General features: G+C 54.9%; 16 protein-coding genes. 8 read left to right on the forward strand and 8 right to left on the reverse strand.

Translation table 11 applies throughout. From position 1 onward, the window contains the following. Positions 1-66 precede the first annotated feature (66 nt). From J9880_RS09175 to argD, 4 genes are all read left to right on the forward strand, one after another. A complete protein-coding gene (locus tag J9880_RS09175) occupies positions 67-237 on the forward strand; it encodes a YhfG family protein (RefSeq protein WP_232770363.1) in 171 nt (56 codons plus the stop codon). After that, a complete protein-coding gene (locus J9880_RS09180; RefSeq protein WP_119825274.1) occupies positions 227-829 on the forward strand; it encodes a putative adenosine monophosphate-protein transferase Fic in 603 nt (200 codons plus the stop codon). Before J9880_RS09175 ends, J9880_RS09180 begins: the two co-directional genes overlap by 11 nt. 77 nt (positions 830-906) lie before the next feature. Further along, positions 907-1,482, forward strand: coding sequence for an aminodeoxychorismate synthase component II (locus tag J9880_RS09185; protein WP_195817644.1), 576 nt, complete (start codon positions 907-909; stop codon positions 1,480-1,482). Positions 1,483-1,605: 123 nt separating this feature from the next. Then, entirely contained in the window at positions 1,606-2,820 is a 1,215-nt protein-coding gene (gene argD, locus J9880_RS09190; RefSeq protein WP_119825272.1) for a bifunctional acetylornithine/succinyldiaminopimelate transaminase, read from the forward strand. A gap of 196 nt (positions 2,821-3,016) precedes the next feature. Here argD and J9880_RS09195 read toward each other — a convergent pair whose 3' ends face one another. Beyond that, a complete protein-coding gene (locus J9880_RS09195) occupies positions 3,017-5,092 on the reverse strand; it encodes a YccS/YhfK family putative transporter (RefSeq protein WP_095923784.1) in 2,076 nt (691 codons plus the stop codon). A 61-nt stretch (positions 5,093-5,153) separates the two neighbouring features. Beyond that, a complete protein-coding gene (gene crp, locus J9880_RS09200; protein ID WP_013573634.1) occupies positions 5,154-5,786 on the reverse strand; it encodes a cAMP-activated global transcriptional regulator CRP in 633 nt (210 codons plus the stop codon). Between the two features lie 363 nt (positions 5,787-6,149). Between crp and J9880_RS09205 the strand changes: the two genes are divergently transcribed. After that, a complete protein-coding gene (locus J9880_RS09205; protein ID WP_013573635.1) occupies positions 6,150-6,557 on the forward strand; it encodes an OsmC family protein in 408 nt (135 codons plus the stop codon). Between the two features lies 1 nt (position 6,558). Here the strand turns inward: J9880_RS09205 and J9880_RS09210 are convergent, their stop codons facing one another. Beyond that, positions 6,559-7,470, reverse strand: a complete 912-nt coding sequence (locus J9880_RS09210; protein ID WP_095923783.1) for a LysR substrate-binding domain-containing protein — start codon at positions 7,468-7,470, stop codon at positions 6,559-6,561. Positions 7,471-7,663: 193 nt separating this feature from the next. Here J9880_RS09210 and J9880_RS09215 point away from each other — a divergent pair, with 193 nt between their 5' ends. Continuing rightward, complete coding sequence (locus J9880_RS09215; protein ID WP_095923782.1) at positions 7,664-8,854, forward strand: MFS transporter; 1,191 nt, start codon at positions 7,664-7,666, stop codon at positions 8,852-8,854. A gap of 15 nt (positions 8,855-8,869) precedes the next feature. Continuing rightward, positions 8,870-10,054, forward strand: a complete 1,185-nt coding sequence (locus J9880_RS09220; RefSeq protein ID WP_095923781.1) for an amidohydrolase — start codon at positions 8,870-8,872, stop codon at positions 10,052-10,054. Between the two features lie 5 nt (positions 10,055-10,059). Here the strand turns inward: J9880_RS09220 and J9880_RS09225 are convergent, their stop codons facing one another. The 3 genes from J9880_RS09225 to J9880_RS09235 form a co-directional block, all read right to left on the reverse strand. After that, entirely contained in the window at positions 10,060-10,929 is an 870-nt protein-coding gene (locus tag J9880_RS09225) for a phosphoribulokinase (protein WP_095923780.1), read from the reverse strand. A 143-nt stretch (positions 10,930-11,072) separates the two neighbouring features. Beyond that, on the reverse strand, positions 11,073-11,318 hold the full coding sequence (locus J9880_RS09230) for a YheU family protein (RefSeq protein WP_013573654.1): 246 nt from the start codon (positions 11,316-11,318) through the stop codon (positions 11,073-11,075). Continuing rightward, positions 11,315-12,310, reverse strand: coding sequence for a hydrolase (locus J9880_RS09235; RefSeq protein WP_119825266.1), 996 nt, complete (start codon positions 12,308-12,310; stop codon positions 11,315-11,317). The genes J9880_RS09230 and J9880_RS09235 overlap by 4 nt, the downstream gene beginning before the upstream one ends. A gap of 100 nt (positions 12,311-12,410) precedes the next feature. Between J9880_RS09235 and J9880_RS09240 the strand changes: the two genes are divergently transcribed. Further along, positions 12,411-13,013 carry a LysE family translocator gene (locus J9880_RS09240; protein WP_095923778.1) on the forward strand — a complete coding sequence of 201 codons (603 nt, stop codon included), beginning with the start codon at positions 12,411-12,413 and terminating at the stop codon, positions 13,011-13,013. A 69-nt stretch (positions 13,014-13,082) separates the two neighbouring features. On the opposite strand, the gene J9880_RS09245 is transcribed toward J9880_RS09240, so the two are convergent. Both J9880_RS09245 and J9880_RS09250 read right to left on the reverse strand, forming a co-directional pair. Then, the gene (locus J9880_RS09245) at positions 13,083-14,138 is read right to left on the reverse strand and encodes a 5-bromo-4-chloroindolyl phosphate hydrolysis family protein (RefSeq protein WP_119825264.1); all 1,056 of its coding nucleotides are present in this window, start codon (positions 14,136-14,138) and stop codon (positions 13,083-13,085) included. Further along, complete coding sequence (locus J9880_RS09250) at positions 14,135-15,301, reverse strand: toxic anion resistance protein (RefSeq protein WP_408637224.1); 1,167 nt, start codon at positions 15,299-15,301, stop codon at positions 14,135-14,137. The genes J9880_RS09245 and J9880_RS09250 overlap by 4 nt, the downstream gene beginning before the upstream one ends. Between the last annotated feature and the right edge of the window lie 34 nt (positions 15,302-15,335).

Raw genomic sequence — 15,335 nt, forward strand, 5'->3', positions numbered from 1 at the left:
TTTCTCTGTCTATACTTAACTCCACAAGGTATGCGCCCGACTGGCGATACCCAGGGAGGAAATAAGATGGCGAAGAAACTGACACTCAGGCAGCAGGAAAAACTTTTTCGCGAACGTCAGCGGCAAAACTTTCAGGCCAGCAGCGCGCTGGACGGCGTGCAGGTAGAGGTTATCACGCTGGATAACGAACAAATCTCGCACCGTCTCACCGAACTGAGGAAGCACTATGAACGATAAACTCGTGGCCGGTGCCGACCCTTATTATTATCCCGGCATCAATGTGCTGAAAAACCGGCTGGAAATCCGCGAAGCGCATCGTCTGTTACAGGCTGAACAGGAATTTACTGCCCTGCGCGCGGCGATCATGCCACTCGGTCCTTCCGCGATGGGGTTACCGCATCTTTGCGCGGTGCATCTGGCTTTGTTCCAGGATATTTATCCGTGGGCGGGTCACTTTCGGGAAATTGATATCTACAAGGACGACACCCAGTTCTGCCATTTCGGCTACATCGAAAAGGAAGGCAATGCCCTGATGCAGGAACTGGAGGAAGAAGAGTTTCTGGTCGGGTTACCGCTGGATAAGTTCGCTGAGCGTCTCGGACATTACTACACCGGCCTGAATCTGTTGCATCCGTTCCGTGAGGGCAACGGGCGCGCGCTGAGGATTTTCATCGAGCAACTGGTGATCCACGCCGGTTACGACATTGAATGGGCGAAAGTCGATCGTGACCGCTGGCTGGCGGCCAATAAAACCGCCGTGTTTGGCGATGAAACCGATCTGGTGGCGATTTTCAATGACGTCGTCAGCGAAATCCACGATGAACATTGATCGACATAAAGCTGAAGCCTGAACGGAAAATTGCGTAGAATTGCCCGGTAAATTCTTTCACTTTTACCGGGTACGCTATGCTGCTGCTGATCGACAACTACGACTCCTTCACTTACAACCTCTACCAATATTTTTGCGAGCTTGGCGCGCAGGTAAAAGTGATGCGTAACGATCAGCTGACGCTCGCGGATATCGAACAGCTTGCCCCGTCGCATCTGGTGATCTCTCCCGGCCCGTGCACGCCGGATCAGGCCGGTATTTCCCTGCAAGCCATTACCCATTTTGCTGACCGTATGCCGATCCTCGGCGTGTGCCTCGGGCATCAGGCGATGGCACAGGCATTTGGCGCGAACATCGTGCGGGCGCGTCAGGCTATTCACGGTAAAACTTCGCCCGTCCGCCACACCGGTAAAAGCGTTTTCAGCGGGCTGAACAATCCGCTGACTGTCACCCGCTATCATTCGCTGGTGGTGGCGCCGGAAACGTTGCCGGACTGTTTTGATGTCACGGCATGGACAGAGCGCGACGGCGACCGCGATGAAATCATGGGCATCATGCACAACACCTTGCCGCTGCATGGGGTTCAGTTCCATCCCGAAAGCATTCTGAGCGAGCAGGGGCATCAGCTTCTGGATAATTTCCTTAAAATCTAATCAGTTAATTCTGCTGAAAAAATTACTTACCCATCAGGTGCGATTTCTGTTTGCCTGCGTGTGATTTTTTATGCATATTTTGTGAGTATATTTTCATATCAATGGCAGGAAGGGAGAAGGGTAATGGCAGAAAAATCAGCGGTAGATCGGGGCACGTTCGACAAAGTCATTTTGCCGGTTTATTCACCTGCGAAATTTATTCCCGTAAAAGGTAAAGGCAGTCGCGTCTGGGATCAGCAAGGCACCGAATACGTTGATTTCGCGGGCGGTATCGCGGTAACGGCGCTCGGGCATTGTCATCCTGCCCTGGTGAAAGCATTGCACGAGCAGGGCGAAACCCTGTGGCATGTCAGTAACGTCTTTACCAATGAACCCGCACTGCGACTGGCGCAGAAGCTGATCGACGCCACCTTTGCCGACCGCGTATTTTTCGCCAACTCCGGGGCGGAAGCCAACGAAGCCGCCTTTAAGCTGGCGCGTTACTACGCCTCGCACCGCCACAGCCCGTACAAAAGTAAGATCATCGCTTTCCATAACGCCTTCCACGGCCGCACGCTGTTCACGGTTTCCGTGGGCGGTCAGCCAAAATACTCCGACGGCTTTGGCCCGAAACCTGCTGACATCGTCCACGTGCCGTTTAACGATCTGGACGCCGTAAAAGCGGTGATCGACGATCACACCTGCGCCATCGTCGTGGAACCTGTTCAGGGCGAAGGCGGTGTCACGTCCGCCACCCCGGAATTCCTGCAAGGTCTGCGCGAGCTTTGCGACAAACATCAGGCGCTGCTGGTGCTCGATGAAGTACAAAGCGGCATGGGGCGCAGCGGTAAGCTGTTCAGCTATATGCATTACGGCGTGACGCCAGACATTCTGACCACCGCCAAGGCGCTGGGCGGCGGCTTCCCGGTTTCCGCCATGCTGGCAACCGAAGACGTAGCCTCGGTGATGGAGCCGGGCAAACACGGCACCACATACGGCGGAAACCCGCTGGCCTGCGCCGTCGCCGAAGCCGCGCTGGACATCATCAATACGCCTGAGGTGCTGGCCGGTATCAATGAACGCCGCGAGAAATTTATCAGCGCGCTGGAAGCCATCAATCAGAAATATCACATCTTCAGCGAGTTCCGTGGTCAGGGTCTGCTGATCGGCGCTGAGCTTTCCGATGCATATAAAAACCGCGCCGGAGAATTCCATGCCGCCGCCGCCGACTGCGGGCTGATGATGCTGGTCGCCGGACCGAACGTGATGCGGTTTGCGCCATCGCTTGTTATCGACTTCGCGGATATTGAAGAGGGGATGGAAAGGTTTGAGAAAGCGGTAGCAAAGGTCGCAGGCTGACTGCTCCTCCCGCTGCGAAGGGGCCGATCGACGTTTTACTTCTATCCTGCAATGGCTGAACGGTTTTGCTTTTGCTCCTTCCCCTTTCACGAGGGGAAGGCTGGGATGGGGTGTTGGTTTGAGGGCAACCCAGACAATTAAGCCGACTTTAATACCCCACCCCAACCCTCCCCTTCGCAGGGGAGGGAGTTATAAATCACGCCTTCCGCGTCAGCCAGATCCCATGATGCGGCCTCTGCTTCCACGCCAGTGACGAAATGGTATGCATCACGCTGAGATGCGAAATCACCCGCCGCAGATGACGTTCCATCTCCGTCAGCGGCATGTCAGGGTGAAGCTCCGGTGCGTTAAACAGGTTGTTTTCACTGCCCGGCCCGTCGTAAAGCAGACGTTGCTGACAGCTCTGCAACGCGATTTCACAGGTCTGTAAATACTCTGTCGCCAGCGCCTCCGGCAGCATGTAATGCTCGCGGGCAAGGATCGTCATCGCATTGATATGCTCGACCACGAACTGGCTGTGCGTCACCCACAGACGCATATCCGCCAGATAATGCGAGTTAAACCCCGGTTCCTGCATCGCCTGATTCAGTGAGGTGAACAGCTTGTTGTGTGCCTGATTGACCTGCATACGGGTGTACGCCAGTTTGGCGGTGTCCGGGTTTTCCTCAAGCAAAAGCCGGATGGCGTCCTGATAGGTTTCCAGCGCCTGATGCGCATTCTGGCGCAGCAAACCGCTTTGCCATTGCGGCCACAGCCAGATGGTGCCACCGAACGCCAGTGCGCAGCCGATCAGCGTGTCCACCAGACGCGGCACCAGAAAATGTATGCCATTCATCGCCAGCAGTTGCAGGGTATAAACCGCCGTCACCGTCATACCGACCATCGCCAGCCCGTAGTTTTTACGCAACACCGTATACGACAACAAGGTGATCAGCAGCATGCATAACAGCGTGGTGCCTTCCGGCAGCTCCAGTTTTAACAATCCTGAGGCAATCAGTAATCCGGCCAGCGTGCCCAGCGCACGGTGCTGGATCCGCACGCGCGTGGCGTTATAGCCGTTCTGACTGACCAGCATGATGGTCAGCAAAATCCAGTACGGTTTGGGCAGATTGAAAAACAGACCTAGGCTGCTGCCAATCGCCAGAATAATGCCCAGACGGGCGGCGTTACGCAGGGCGACGGATTTGAACGAGAGATAACTTTTCAGCGCGGGCCAGAAGGGCAGACGCGGCTGCGTGTTCATCAGGTCACGTTTGTACAATGGCCGCTGTGTGCGTAACAGACGGGCAATGCGGCTGAAATGGTAATAACAAAACTGACCGACCGGATTGTCCGGCGTGCGCGCGGCGATTTTCTCCAGCGCCGCCAGTTCATTCGCCATCGTAAAACGCCCGGATAACCGGTGATAAAGAATGTCGTCGGCGATCACCCGCAGCCGCGCAGAAATCACCTGCGCATTGCGGCGGATCACCGCCTCGGCATGGCTTTCTTCCACCAGCCTTTGCACTTCTTCCGGCTGATGCAGGCTGACGGTGATGTGCTCCTGCAAATCGAGCGCGACCTGAAAACGCTGAAACAGCCGCTTATGGTGATGATGATGCCCGTGCTGCGGCAGCATGTGCAGTTGCTGGTAGAGCAGGGCAATCAGGTCGATGACTTTCTGCTGGCGCGCCAGTAAGGGCGGCAGGGCGGTTTCGGGATCGGTGTGTTGGGTCAGCAGGCTGTATTTGGCTTCGAAATAATCCGCCAGTTGCAGATAAAGCTGGCTGAGGGTTTCGCGCATCGGCTGTTCTTTGGAGATACGAAACCATAACCAGTTAAACAATCCGTACCAGGCGGTGCCGGCGGCAAACAACACCGGTGCCTGCCACATCGGCCGGATCCCGGCCATGCTCAGCGTGAAGATGGTGGCGACCAGCGCACCGGGCAACAGACGCGCATGCAGCGGGCTGATTTCGCCGGTGACGCCGAGCAACAGGGCCAGAGACAGCATGATCAGCGGCAGGGGAATGTGCCAGTTTTCCAGCATCAGTTGCAGCAGAATGCTGCTCACAGCAAAGAGTGAACCGCCGATCATCAGGCGTTTAAAAAAGCGTTTGTGCGGGGTATCCAGACCGGCGACGTTACAACAGGCCGGACAGAGTGAAAAAAGCAGACCCATTTGCAGGTTGCCGAACAGCCAGCAAATGCCGACAGGCAGGCACAACACCAGCGTCTGGCGCAGCGCGTAATTTATTTCAGGATGGTAAAACAGTCTTCGCCATAGCGTCATGGGTAAAGCTTAGCCCATAAAAAAGGCGCGACAGTGTTCTGCCGCGCCGATTTTTGAGGGATTAACGTGTGCCGTAAACGACAATCGTTTTACCGTGTGCGGAGATCAGGCTCTGATCTTCCAGCATTTTGAGAATACGTCCGACTGTTTCACGTGAACAACCGACGATTTGGCCGATTTCCTGACGGGTGATCTTGATTTGCATCCCGTCCGGATGGGTCATTGCATCAGGCTGTTTAGCCAGATTAAGCAAGGTTTGAGCGATACGGCCTGTTACGTCGAGGAAGGCAAGGTTGCCGACTTTCTCTGACGTCACTTGCAGACGGTTAGCCATCTGCGCGGAAAGACGCATCAGAATATCCGGGTTTACCTGAATCAGCTGGCGGAATTTTTTATACGAAATTTCAGCCACTTCGCAGGCAGTTTTAGCACGTACCCAGGCACTGCGTTCCTGACCTTCTTCGAAGAGTCCCAGCTCGCCGATGAAGTCACCTTGGTTCAGGTAGGACAGTATCATCTCTTTGCCTTCTTCATCTTTAATCAGGACGGCAACCGACCCTTTCACGATGTAGTACAGCGTTTCGGCTTTTTCACCCTGGTGAATCAGCGTACTTTTAGACGGATACTTATGTATATGACAGTGAGACAGGAACCATTCAAGAGTCGGGTCTGTTTGTGGCTTGCCGAGAACCATTTGCTATTATCCTCTGTTGTTATCGCTGCCCAAAATCACAGGGCTCAGAGTTCCCTGTACGGCACTTCAACGTAAAAAGCGCCCTTTCAGCATATAACTCCCCAGAAATGCTGCAAGCGGGTGTCGGAGTGCAACAGCCTGTTTATTGCTGTTATCACCGTGGGTTCTGTTCTTAAACCGCGAAAACCGTCACCGCAATTCACTGGAAAGTATGTTTCGGCTTTGTTTGTAGCACAGGTTTGGGATGCTGTCTTCTGTTGTCTCGCTTCAGCATGATGGCGATCGGGTTACGTTGCCAGATTTTAGGTGAAAGGGTACTCTGAGAGCGGATATCGACAAGTTTATTCACCGGGAGAATAGTTCATGCACGCACGTGTTAAATGGGTTGAAGGGCTGACATTTTTAGGTGAGTCAGCGTCAGGGCATCAGATTTCAATGGATGGTAACGCGGGCGATAAAGCCCCCAGCCCGATGGAAATGCTGCTGATGTCTGCGGGCGGTTGCAGCGCGATCGATGTGGTGTCAATTTTGCAAAAAGGTCGCAACGACGTGCGCGATTGTGAAGTGAAACTGACCTCGCAGCGCCGCGAAGAAGCACCGCGTTTATTCACGCATATCAATCTGCATTTCATCGTCACCGGTAAAGATCTCACCGATAAGATTGTTGAGCGTGCGGTCAGCCTGTCTGCCGAAAAGTACTGCTCCGTGTCCCTGATGCTGGGTAAAGCGGCCACCATCACCCACAGCTTTGAAGTGATTGCAGCCGAATAAGTTACGACCAGTCATGCGCGTGGCACTGGCTGCGCAATAAATCCAAAAATCGCCGCGCGGCAAACGTCAGCGGCGATTTTTGCGAGTAAAGCACACAGTATTCTGCCTGCGGCAGGGTATCGATATTGAGCACACTCAACCTTTCTTCCAGCCCAAACGGCGCTTTCATCGCCCGGGCCACAATGGTCAGATAATCAGACTGCAACACCATATTTAGCCCGCACACCACCGAATCTGTATGCACCGGCATTTCCGCTGCCGGCTGATGAAATCCTCCCATCGATATCCTGATTTGCTGGTAATACCCCATATCCGTTTCGGGCAACAGCCAGCGCGCATCCTGTAATTCCGCCAGAGTTGTGGCGTCTGCCAGCGGATGTCCACGCCGGGCGATAACGCAGAAAGGGGCGCTGAACAGCGACTCACGCACCAGATCTTCCAGCGGAAATCCCGGTCCGGCGGTGCCGACCGCGAAATCCAGTTTCCCTTCGCGCAGTGCAGGTAACAACGTGGAAAGTTGCCCCTCTTTGATCAGCAGTTTGGACTGCGGAAACTGCGTCTTAAATTCTCCTGCCAGTCCGGGAAAAACCGTCAGCGCCAGCAGCGATGAAAATCCAATGGCGACGGAGCCCTGCGAATATTGTTCGATCTGGCGAATTTCATCGGCGGCGCGCTCAAGTTCTTCGAGGATAAATTGCATACGCTGCGCAAATGCACGCCCCGTTTCGGTCAGCGTCATCCCCTGATTACCACGCACAATCAGCTGCGTATCGAGCGTTTGTTCCAGTTCACGCAATGTTCTGCTGACCGCCGGTTGTGACTGATTCAACGCCCGCGCCGCGCCGCGAATACTGCCGCTGCGGATAACCTGCTGGAAAACCTTCAGTTGCTGTAATTTCGGCAAATAGCGCATCACGATCCCTATCAGTAAAAAGCATCACCCGCCCAAAAATTGCATCTTATGGTCAGGCTGTAAAGCTGATAGCGTCAGGATTGAGAAAAATAATATGTTGTTATTCAGTTGATTACGTGACGCATGTCGCATTTTACGATTCATCCGGCAGTGAGAAAATCTGACGTGGTGATAACAAAAAGGGATATCCGCTATGAAAAGTCGTTCCCTGATGATCTTCCTGCTATTTGTCGGTTACGCCGTGGTGTATATCGATAAAACAGTGATGGGCTTTGCGCTGCTGCCCATCGAGCGCGAATTTAATCTGCAACCTGAACAGCTGGGGTATATCACCGGCATTTTCTTCCTGGCCTATTCGCTGTTTCAGATCCCCGCGGGCTGGCTGAATGACCGGTTCGGCTACAAAAAAGTGCTCGGCATGTCGCTGTTCTTGCTGGGCGGCTTCGCGCTGTGTTTCGGAACGCTGGGCCTCAGCCTGGGATTACTGGTCACGTTCCGGTTTCTCTCCGGCGTCGGCCATTCCGGCTATCCTGCGTCCTGCGCCAAAGCGGTAGTGTCTAATTTCGCAGTTGAGAAGCGAACCTTTGCGCAGTCGATTTTGCTGTCTTCCGCCGGACTGGCGATGACTGCCGGACCGCTGATTGCGGTTTACAGCCTGGATCATCTTGGCTGGCGCGGATCGTTCTCCATTCTCGGATTGCTGGCTTTTGCCATCGCCGTAGCGATTGTGATTTTTGTGCCCAATCCGCCGGAAGCGCAAGCCCGTACCGGCGCGAAAACCGGTTATCGGGACTTACTGAAAAACCCGATTGTCCTGCTGCTGTTTGTCTCAATTTTCTGCATCAACATTCCGTCTTACGGCCTGATGGCGTGGTTGCCGAAATATCTGGTCCAGCAGCGCGGTATGTCACTCGACGTATCCGGCATGGTGGTCGCGACAGGCGGGCTGGGTATTTGGATTTCTTCACTGGCAACCGGCTGGCTGGTCGGACGCTATATGCAGGGCAAAGAGCCGAAAGTGATTTTCTGCTGCGCACTGCTCAGTGCGCTGTGCATCTGGCTGGTCTTTACGTCGGCATCGGCGGTTACGGCCGGGTTGTTCCTGTTCCTCGGCTACGTTTTCCTGATGGCGTCCTTTGTGACCGTCTTTACGCTGCCGATGAAACGCCTGCCTTCTGACGTCATGGGCGCGGCGATGGGGATCATTAATACCGGCGGAACTCTCGGCGGATTTGTGGCGCCGATTGCGATGGGATATCTCATCACCGCCAGCCACGGTTACCTTTCTACGTTTGTATTTCTGGCGCTGGCGATGGTGGTGGCCGGTCTGGCTATCCTGCCGCTGGCAATAAAACCTCGTGCGCCAATGCGCGATGTGGCTTAACTGAGGAGAAGAGTGATGACTTTTAATTTCGAAGCAATGCTGGCTGAAGTCAAAGCGGACGTGCTGCGCTGGCGCAGACATATTCATGCCCATCCTGAACTCTCTTTTCAGGAGCATAAAACGGCGGCGTACATTACTCAACAGCTGGAAAGTTTCGGCGGTCTGACCCTGACACATCTGACGCCCAACAGCGTGATTGCCGATCTGAAAGGGGCGCATCCGGGGCCGGTATATGCGCTGCGGGCGGATATCGATGCCCTGCCGATTCAGGAAGAGAACGATGAACCTTTCTGCTCAACGGTCCCCGGCGTGATGCACGCCTGTGGTCATGATGCTCACACCGCAATGTTGCTGGGTGCGGCAAAAGTGCTGACCCAATGTCAGTCTGAGTTGCATGGTTCTGTGCGGTTTATCTTCCAGCATGCTGAAGAAGTGCCACCGGGCGGGGCACAGGAACTGGTGGATTTAGGTGTGCTGGATGGCGTTGAGAAAATCTTCGGCCTGCACGTGATGCCTAATTCTCCGACCGGTGAAGTGGGGCTGAAAGAGGGCGTGTTCTGCGCGTCCACAGATAACTTCGACATCACCATTACCGGCAAAGGCGGCCACGGTTCTATGCCGCATTTGTGTATCGATCCGGTGGTGATCGGCGCGGAAGTTGTCACCGCACTGCAAAACGTTGTGGCGCGCCGTATTGATCCGCTTCAGGTGCCGGTGCTGACTATCGCAACCTTCCAGACGGGCGAAAGTTATAACGTGATCCCGGAGCGGGTGAAGCTCGCCGGAACGCTGCGGACGCATCACAGCAACGTGCGCGAACAGGTGCCGCAGGTGATGGAGCAGATCATTTCGGGGATCACGGCAGCGCATGGCGCGACATACGAACTGCGCTGGACACGCGGCTATGTGAACGGCGACAACCATCCTGAGGCCTGTGCGATTGCGCGTCAGGTGATTGAAAAAACGCTGGGACCGCAGGCGCTGCGCGAAGTGACTCAGCCGCTGTTTGGCGGAGAGGATTTCTCTTCCTACCAGCAAAAAGTGCCGGGGTGTTTTCTGTTTATTGGCAGCGGGAATGAAAAAATTGGCGCGACTTATGGCGTGCATAATCCGCGTTTTCGTCTCGATGAAGAGGCGTTACAGACGGGCGTCGCGCTGCATGTCGGGTTTATCCGTCAGTTGCTGATGAACGACGCCTGAGTCCGTTACTCGATCTTTTTGCCTTCCATCAGGCGCTGCACCAGCGGCGCCATAATCAGCTCCATCGCCAGCCCCATTTTTCCGCCCGGCACCACCAGCGTTTTGATGTGCGAGATAAACGAACCCTGCAACATCGCCAGCAGATACGGGAAATCAATGTCATCCAGCCCCTGGAAGTGGATCACCACAAAGCTTTCATCCAGTGAAGGAATGGCTTTAGCGGCAAACGGGTTGGAGGTATCGATAGTCGGTACGCGCTGGAAGTTGATGTGCGTGCGCGAGAACTGCGGCGTGATGTAACTGATGTAGTCATCCATCGAACGCACCACGGAATCCATTACCGCTTCGCGGGAATGTCCGCGCTCGCCGGTATCGCGCACCAGTTTCTGGATCCATTCAAGGTTAACGATGGGCACCACGCCGACCAGTAAATCAACCTGTGCGGCAACGTCAATTTTGTCTGCGACAACGCCGCCGTGCAGCCCTTCGTAGAACAAAATGTCAGTCGGTTCCGGCAGCGCCTGCCACGGCGTAAAGGTGCCCGGCACCTGATTGTAGGGAACCGCTTCGTCATAAGTATGCAGATACTTGCGCGAGCGGCCGGTGCCGTTCTGGCCATATTCGATAAAGCTTTTTTCCAGCAGACCAAAGTCGTTGGCTTCCGGCCCGAAATAGCTGATGTGACGTCCGAGGTCACGGGCTTTGCGGATTGCCGCATCCATTTCAGGGCGGGTGAAATGGTGAAAGCTGTCGCCTTCCAGCTCAGCGGCACGCAGGCCAAGCTGCTGAAATATTTTACGAAATGCCAGGCTGGTGGTGGTGGTGCCTGCTCCGCTGGAGCCGGTAACTGCTATAACAGGATGTTTTGCTGACATAGTCGGGCTTACTCCTTAAACGTCACGCCATATTGCCCTTCAGGTCATTCAGGGCAGGCGGAAACAAAGCGCATAATTAATCCCATTGTTACCATAATTATTCGCAGAGGGACAGGCTGTCCAAATCCATTTTATGATCGTGTTTACCAGTCCTGCGGGGTTTCTTCCTGTCCGGCGCGGAACTGACCGCGCGGCATAATGTTCAGCGTTTCATGCAGTTCTGACCAGACCAGTACGACCTCGCCACTTTTCAGCTGACGTTTTACGTCATCGACTTTTTGCTCCAGCGATCGTTCCTGCTCGCCGTAATCGGTGCCTTCGCGCAATACGAAGGATTCCACCACGCTGGTGAGCAGTTCGGCGTCCAGTTCCTGCCAGGGAATAATCACAATAGGGTTTCCTTTGTCTTTTTCTCTAAATGCGGGGCGATCCAGGCCGGAATGCGTTGTTCCAGCCACATCTGCGGATGGCGCAAACTGCCGGACACAAAGCCGACATGTCCGCCGTGTTCGGTGAGCTGATATTCGACGCAGTCCGGTAATTCTTCCGCTTTCGGGATCACCTCCGGCGTCATAAACGGGTCGTCTTTGGCGTGGATAATCAGCAGCGGCGTTCTGATCTGCGCCAGCAGCGGCAAGGCGCTGCACCGGCGGTAATAATCCAGCGCGTCGGCAAAACCGTGAGCTTTCGAGGTAATGGCGTCGTCGAAATCACGAATGCGGCGCATGGCTTTCAGTTGCGCCAGCGTGACGGGCAAGGTGCCCGGATATTTCGCCAGTTTGCGCGTGGCATTGCCTTTGAGCTGACCGAGCAGGTATCGCTGATAAATGCGCGATGAACCGCGCTCCAGCCGGTACGCGCAGGGTTCCAGCATCAGCGGGGCGGACACCACCACGGCGGCGCTCAGCGTACAGGTGTCGCCTTCCTGCCCGAGATAACACGCCAGCATGTTGCCGCCGAGCGAAACACCCACCGCACCGGTCGGGACTTCGCCATAGGTTTCATTAAGCCAGCGGATGAAGAAACGGGCATCTTCGGTTTCACCGGAATGGTAGATGCGCAGCAGTTTGTTCGGCTCACCGCTGCATCCGCGAAAATGCATCACCACGCCGAGCCAGCCCTGATCTTTCCAGGCCTGCAATAACCCGTGGGCATAGGGGCTGTAGAAGCTGCCTTCCAGCCCGTGAAACAGGATCATGCGGGGTTTATGGCGCGCCTGTTCCGGGTCTTCACTCCAGGCTAAATCCAGAAAATCGCCGTCCGGCGTATCCAGCCTTTGCCAGTGAGGTTTGAGTTTGGCATGCCGCCGCACCAGCCGCGGTAACAGCGTCTGGAGGTGCGGATTACTGGCCCCGCGCAGGGGGCGAAAGGATTCAACCATAAGATGAATAAATTTCTCTTAAGAGGCTCTTGTGCGATCAATATCACGCTGATAGCTTCAATGCTATCGCACATCTTTCGGGTCGGAGTACCCAAATTAAATGGAACTCGGTTTATTTTTATCAATGCTCGGATTTTTATGGGTCGCCGCCATTACCCCCGGCCCGAACAATATGTTGTTAACCACGTCTGGCGCTAACTTCGGTTTCTTCCGCTCAATCTGGCTGATGGTCGGCATTATGCTCGGTATGCAAAGTATATTGCTGCTGGTCGCATTTGGTGTCGGCGGGCTGATCACGGTGTATCCCGCGTTACACCTTTTCCTCAAAATCGCCGGTAGCCTGTATCTGTTGTGGCTGGCATGGAAAATTGCCACGTCGGCTTATGAAAAACTGGAAACCGGCGCGCCGCCACCGAAACCCATTCGCATGTATCAGGGCTGGTTGCTGCAATTTCTCAACCCGAAAGCCTGGCTGATGGGGCTGGGCGCGGTGGCGAGTTTCAGTCTGGCCGGTGCCGCCTATAACCATTCCATCGCCGGTATCAGCCTCGGCATGTTCCTGGTGAATCTGGTGTCCGGCATTATCTGGCTCGGCTTCGGTACCGTGATTGGCCGTCTGCTGCGCAGCAAACGCGCGTGGTACACCTTCAATATCGCGATGGGCATTCTGACCGCCGCCTGCGTGTTGCTGATCTGGCACTAAGCCGATCCGGCACTGACAAAAAAGCCCGCCGGGTTTATTCCGGGCGGGCTTTTGACTTTCAGCGGCAGATTATTTGAAGCCGTCGGTTTTCATCAGATTATCCAGCACACCCATTTCGGTATCCAGCTCAAGCTGATCGTTTTCCAGCAGCCGCTGGTGCTGCTGATCAAACATGCTGCGGATGTCTTTCAGGGTTTGCAGCGTCCGGGCACGGGTTGGTGCATCCGCGGCCTGCTGGCGGCGTAAATTCAGATCTTTGTCGATGAAGGTATTCACGGCAGGCAAATACCGCTGGAAGAAGCGGGTGGCCGGTGTGACATCTTTCGGATCTTCCTGCATACATTTTTGTATACGGCGGGCTGACGAGACGATTTCGGCGATCTCGCTGCGGATTTCCTGCGGGAAGTCGCTCAGCTCAGATTTGTTTTCCAGCTGTGTAATGTCCTGATCAAACGGCCTGTCGGGAATATAGGATGTGGATTTTCTGACCGGTTTATCCTCCGTCCAGACGTCTTCGCGCGGCGTGTCCACCGGTGTGCTTTCCGTTTTTACCGGTTCCCGGCGGCGTAACGGCACGGGCTGAATGTTGTCCACCGGCGCAGGGGAAGGCACGGCGTCGCGTTTTTCGATTTTGCGCAGATGGATCACGGAACCGATCATCACGATGACAAAGGCCACATAGAAAACAGCATAAGGCGCGAAGCTGTAAAATTCGGCATAGGAAATCAGGCCGATGAGCCAGGGCAGCAGCATCCCGGTCAGAGGGAAACGGTACTGCGTGATTAAGCTGAGCAGCAGTGCCGCAGTGGCCATCCAGAAAGGGATCGCCAGGGCATCGCCCGTGAAGGCCCAGATCGCGCCAATGATCACGCTGTAGTACAGGCTCAGGCGGTCATAGAGAAACGTATGAAATAACAGGATGAAGGACATCCACACCAGAACGGAAGAGGCGCCGCTCAGATCTTTCCTGACAACGCTGTCCGCCACGTTGAGATACCCGCTGGCGGTCGCTTTTCCATAGGCAATGGCAGCTATCAACAGCAGAAAATGGAGGAATATCTGCGCGCCCCGTGACTGATGATAGGTGGTGCTGAGTATGTCCGTGTTGTGATTGATTGCCCTCATGACTGCGCGGTCACTTTATTCTGTGAGCTATTTTCCGCTGCAATCGATGCCAGTTTGCTGCGCAGTTCCTGCTCCATTGCGGCCAGTTCTTTTTCCACTTCCGCGCGGCGGGTGCGGGCATTGCTGGCGATCTGCATGGTGTCTTCCAGTGTGCTCAGCAAACGGCCCTGAACATCCCGTAATGTTTCCACGTCCACAATCGAACGTTCCACTTCGGTGGCGGTTTCGATGCTACCGGTCTGCAACAACTCAGCATTGCGGCGCAGCATGGCATTGGTGGTGTCGGCGACATCTTTTTGCAGTCTGGCCGCCTGACGCTGGGAATTGAGCGACAGCGCCAGCACGATCTGGCTTTTCCACACCGGAATGGTGGTCAGAATGCTGCTCTGAATCTTCTCAGCCAGCGACTGGCTGTTGCTTTGCATCAGACGAATTTGCGGTGCGGTCTGGATGGACAGCGTGCGCGTCAGCATCAGGTCGCTCAGGCGGCGTTCGAAACGCTGAACACCTTCGACCAGATCCCGCACATTCTGGGCTTCCATTGCATCGCCGGAAGCCTGCACCCGCGCCTGTGCCGCCGGGATCACGTCGGACTGAATTTGCGCGATCTTCTTTTTGCCCGCCAGAATGTGCAGGCTGATGTCTTTGAAGTAATCACGGTTGCGGATAAAAAGCTGTTCCAGCGTGGCGATATTGCGCAGCAGTTCGGTGATGGTGTTCTGCAATTTTTCGGAAAGCGTATCCACCTGTCCGGCCAGCGTCTGGTATTCCAGTAACGTCCGCTCGACCTTGTTAAACAGTTTTCCGAGTAGCGGGACAGAGGCCAGCAGGCTTTTTTTCTGATCGAACACCGTCAGGTCAATGCCTTTTACTTTACTCAGCAGGTCGGTCAGTTGGGCACCCACTTCGCCCGCGTCTTTGGCGCGCACTTCCTGCATCAGCGATTCGTTAAAGCGCGACATGGCATTCAGGGTTTTTGCACCATAGGCAATCGAGAGCACCGGATCAGTAATGTCGATCTGTGCCGCAATCTCTTCAATTTTATGTTGTTCTTCTGCACTGATAGCGGGGGTAGATTCACCGGCGTCGGAGGTCAGGTCGGTGGCGAGCTGGGATGATAAAACAGGTTCGGGCAAAGGTTGCGAAGAAGAGATGTCCGTCACGTCATAATCCTTTTAACTTTGGGCGGTTATCGAT

It is taken from the genome of Rahnella victoriana (genome assembly GCF_021276285.1).
GTDB lineage: Bacteria > Pseudomonadota > Gammaproteobacteria > Enterobacterales > Enterobacteriaceae > Rahnella > Rahnella victoriana.

Excerpts from the sequence above, each read along its gene's own strand:
- J9880_RS09175 (WP_232770363.1), top strand. The coding sequence starts at position 67 with ATGGCGAAGAAACTGACACTCAGGCAGCAGGAAAAACTTTTTCGCGAA.
- J9880_RS09180 (WP_119825274.1), top strand. The coding sequence starts at position 227 with ATGAACGATAAACTCGTGGCCGGTGCCGACCCTTATTATTATCCCGGC.
- J9880_RS09185 (WP_195817644.1), top strand. The coding sequence starts at position 907 with ATGCTGCTGCTGATCGACAACTACGACTCCTTCACTTACAACCTCTAC.
- argD (WP_119825272.1), top strand. The coding sequence starts at position 1,606 with ATGGCAGAAAAATCAGCGGTAGATCGGGGCACGTTCGACAAAGTCATT.
- J9880_RS09195 (WP_095923784.1), bottom strand. The coding sequence starts at position 5,092 with ATGACGCTATGGCGAAGACTGTTTTACCATCCTGAAATAAATTACGCG.
- crp (WP_013573634.1), bottom strand. The coding sequence starts at position 5,786 with ATGGTTCTCGGCAAGCCACAAACAGACCCGACTCTTGAATGGTTCCTG.
- J9880_RS09205 (WP_013573635.1), top strand. The coding sequence starts at position 6,150 with ATGCACGCACGTGTTAAATGGGTTGAAGGGCTGACATTTTTAGGTGAG.
- J9880_RS09210 (WP_095923783.1), bottom strand. The coding sequence starts at position 7,470 with ATGCGCTATTTGCCGAAATTACAGCAACTGAAGGTTTTCCAGCAGGTT.
- J9880_RS09215 (WP_095923782.1), top strand. The coding sequence starts at position 7,664 with ATGAAAAGTCGTTCCCTGATGATCTTCCTGCTATTTGTCGGTTACGCC.
- J9880_RS09220 (WP_095923781.1), top strand. The coding sequence starts at position 8,870 with ATGACTTTTAATTTCGAAGCAATGCTGGCTGAAGTCAAAGCGGACGTG.
- J9880_RS09225 (WP_095923780.1), bottom strand. The coding sequence starts at position 10,929 with ATGTCAGCAAAACATCCTGTTATAGCAGTTACCGGCTCCAGCGGAGCA.
- J9880_RS09235 (WP_119825266.1), bottom strand. The coding sequence starts at position 12,310 with ATGGTTGAATCCTTTCGCCCCCTGCGCGGGGCCAGTAATCCGCACCTC.
- J9880_RS09240 (WP_095923778.1), top strand. The coding sequence starts at position 12,411 with ATGGAACTCGGTTTATTTTTATCAATGCTCGGATTTTTATGGGTCGCC.
- J9880_RS09245 (WP_119825264.1), bottom strand. The coding sequence starts at position 14,138 with ATGAGGGCAATCAATCACAACACGGACATACTCAGCACCACCTATCAT.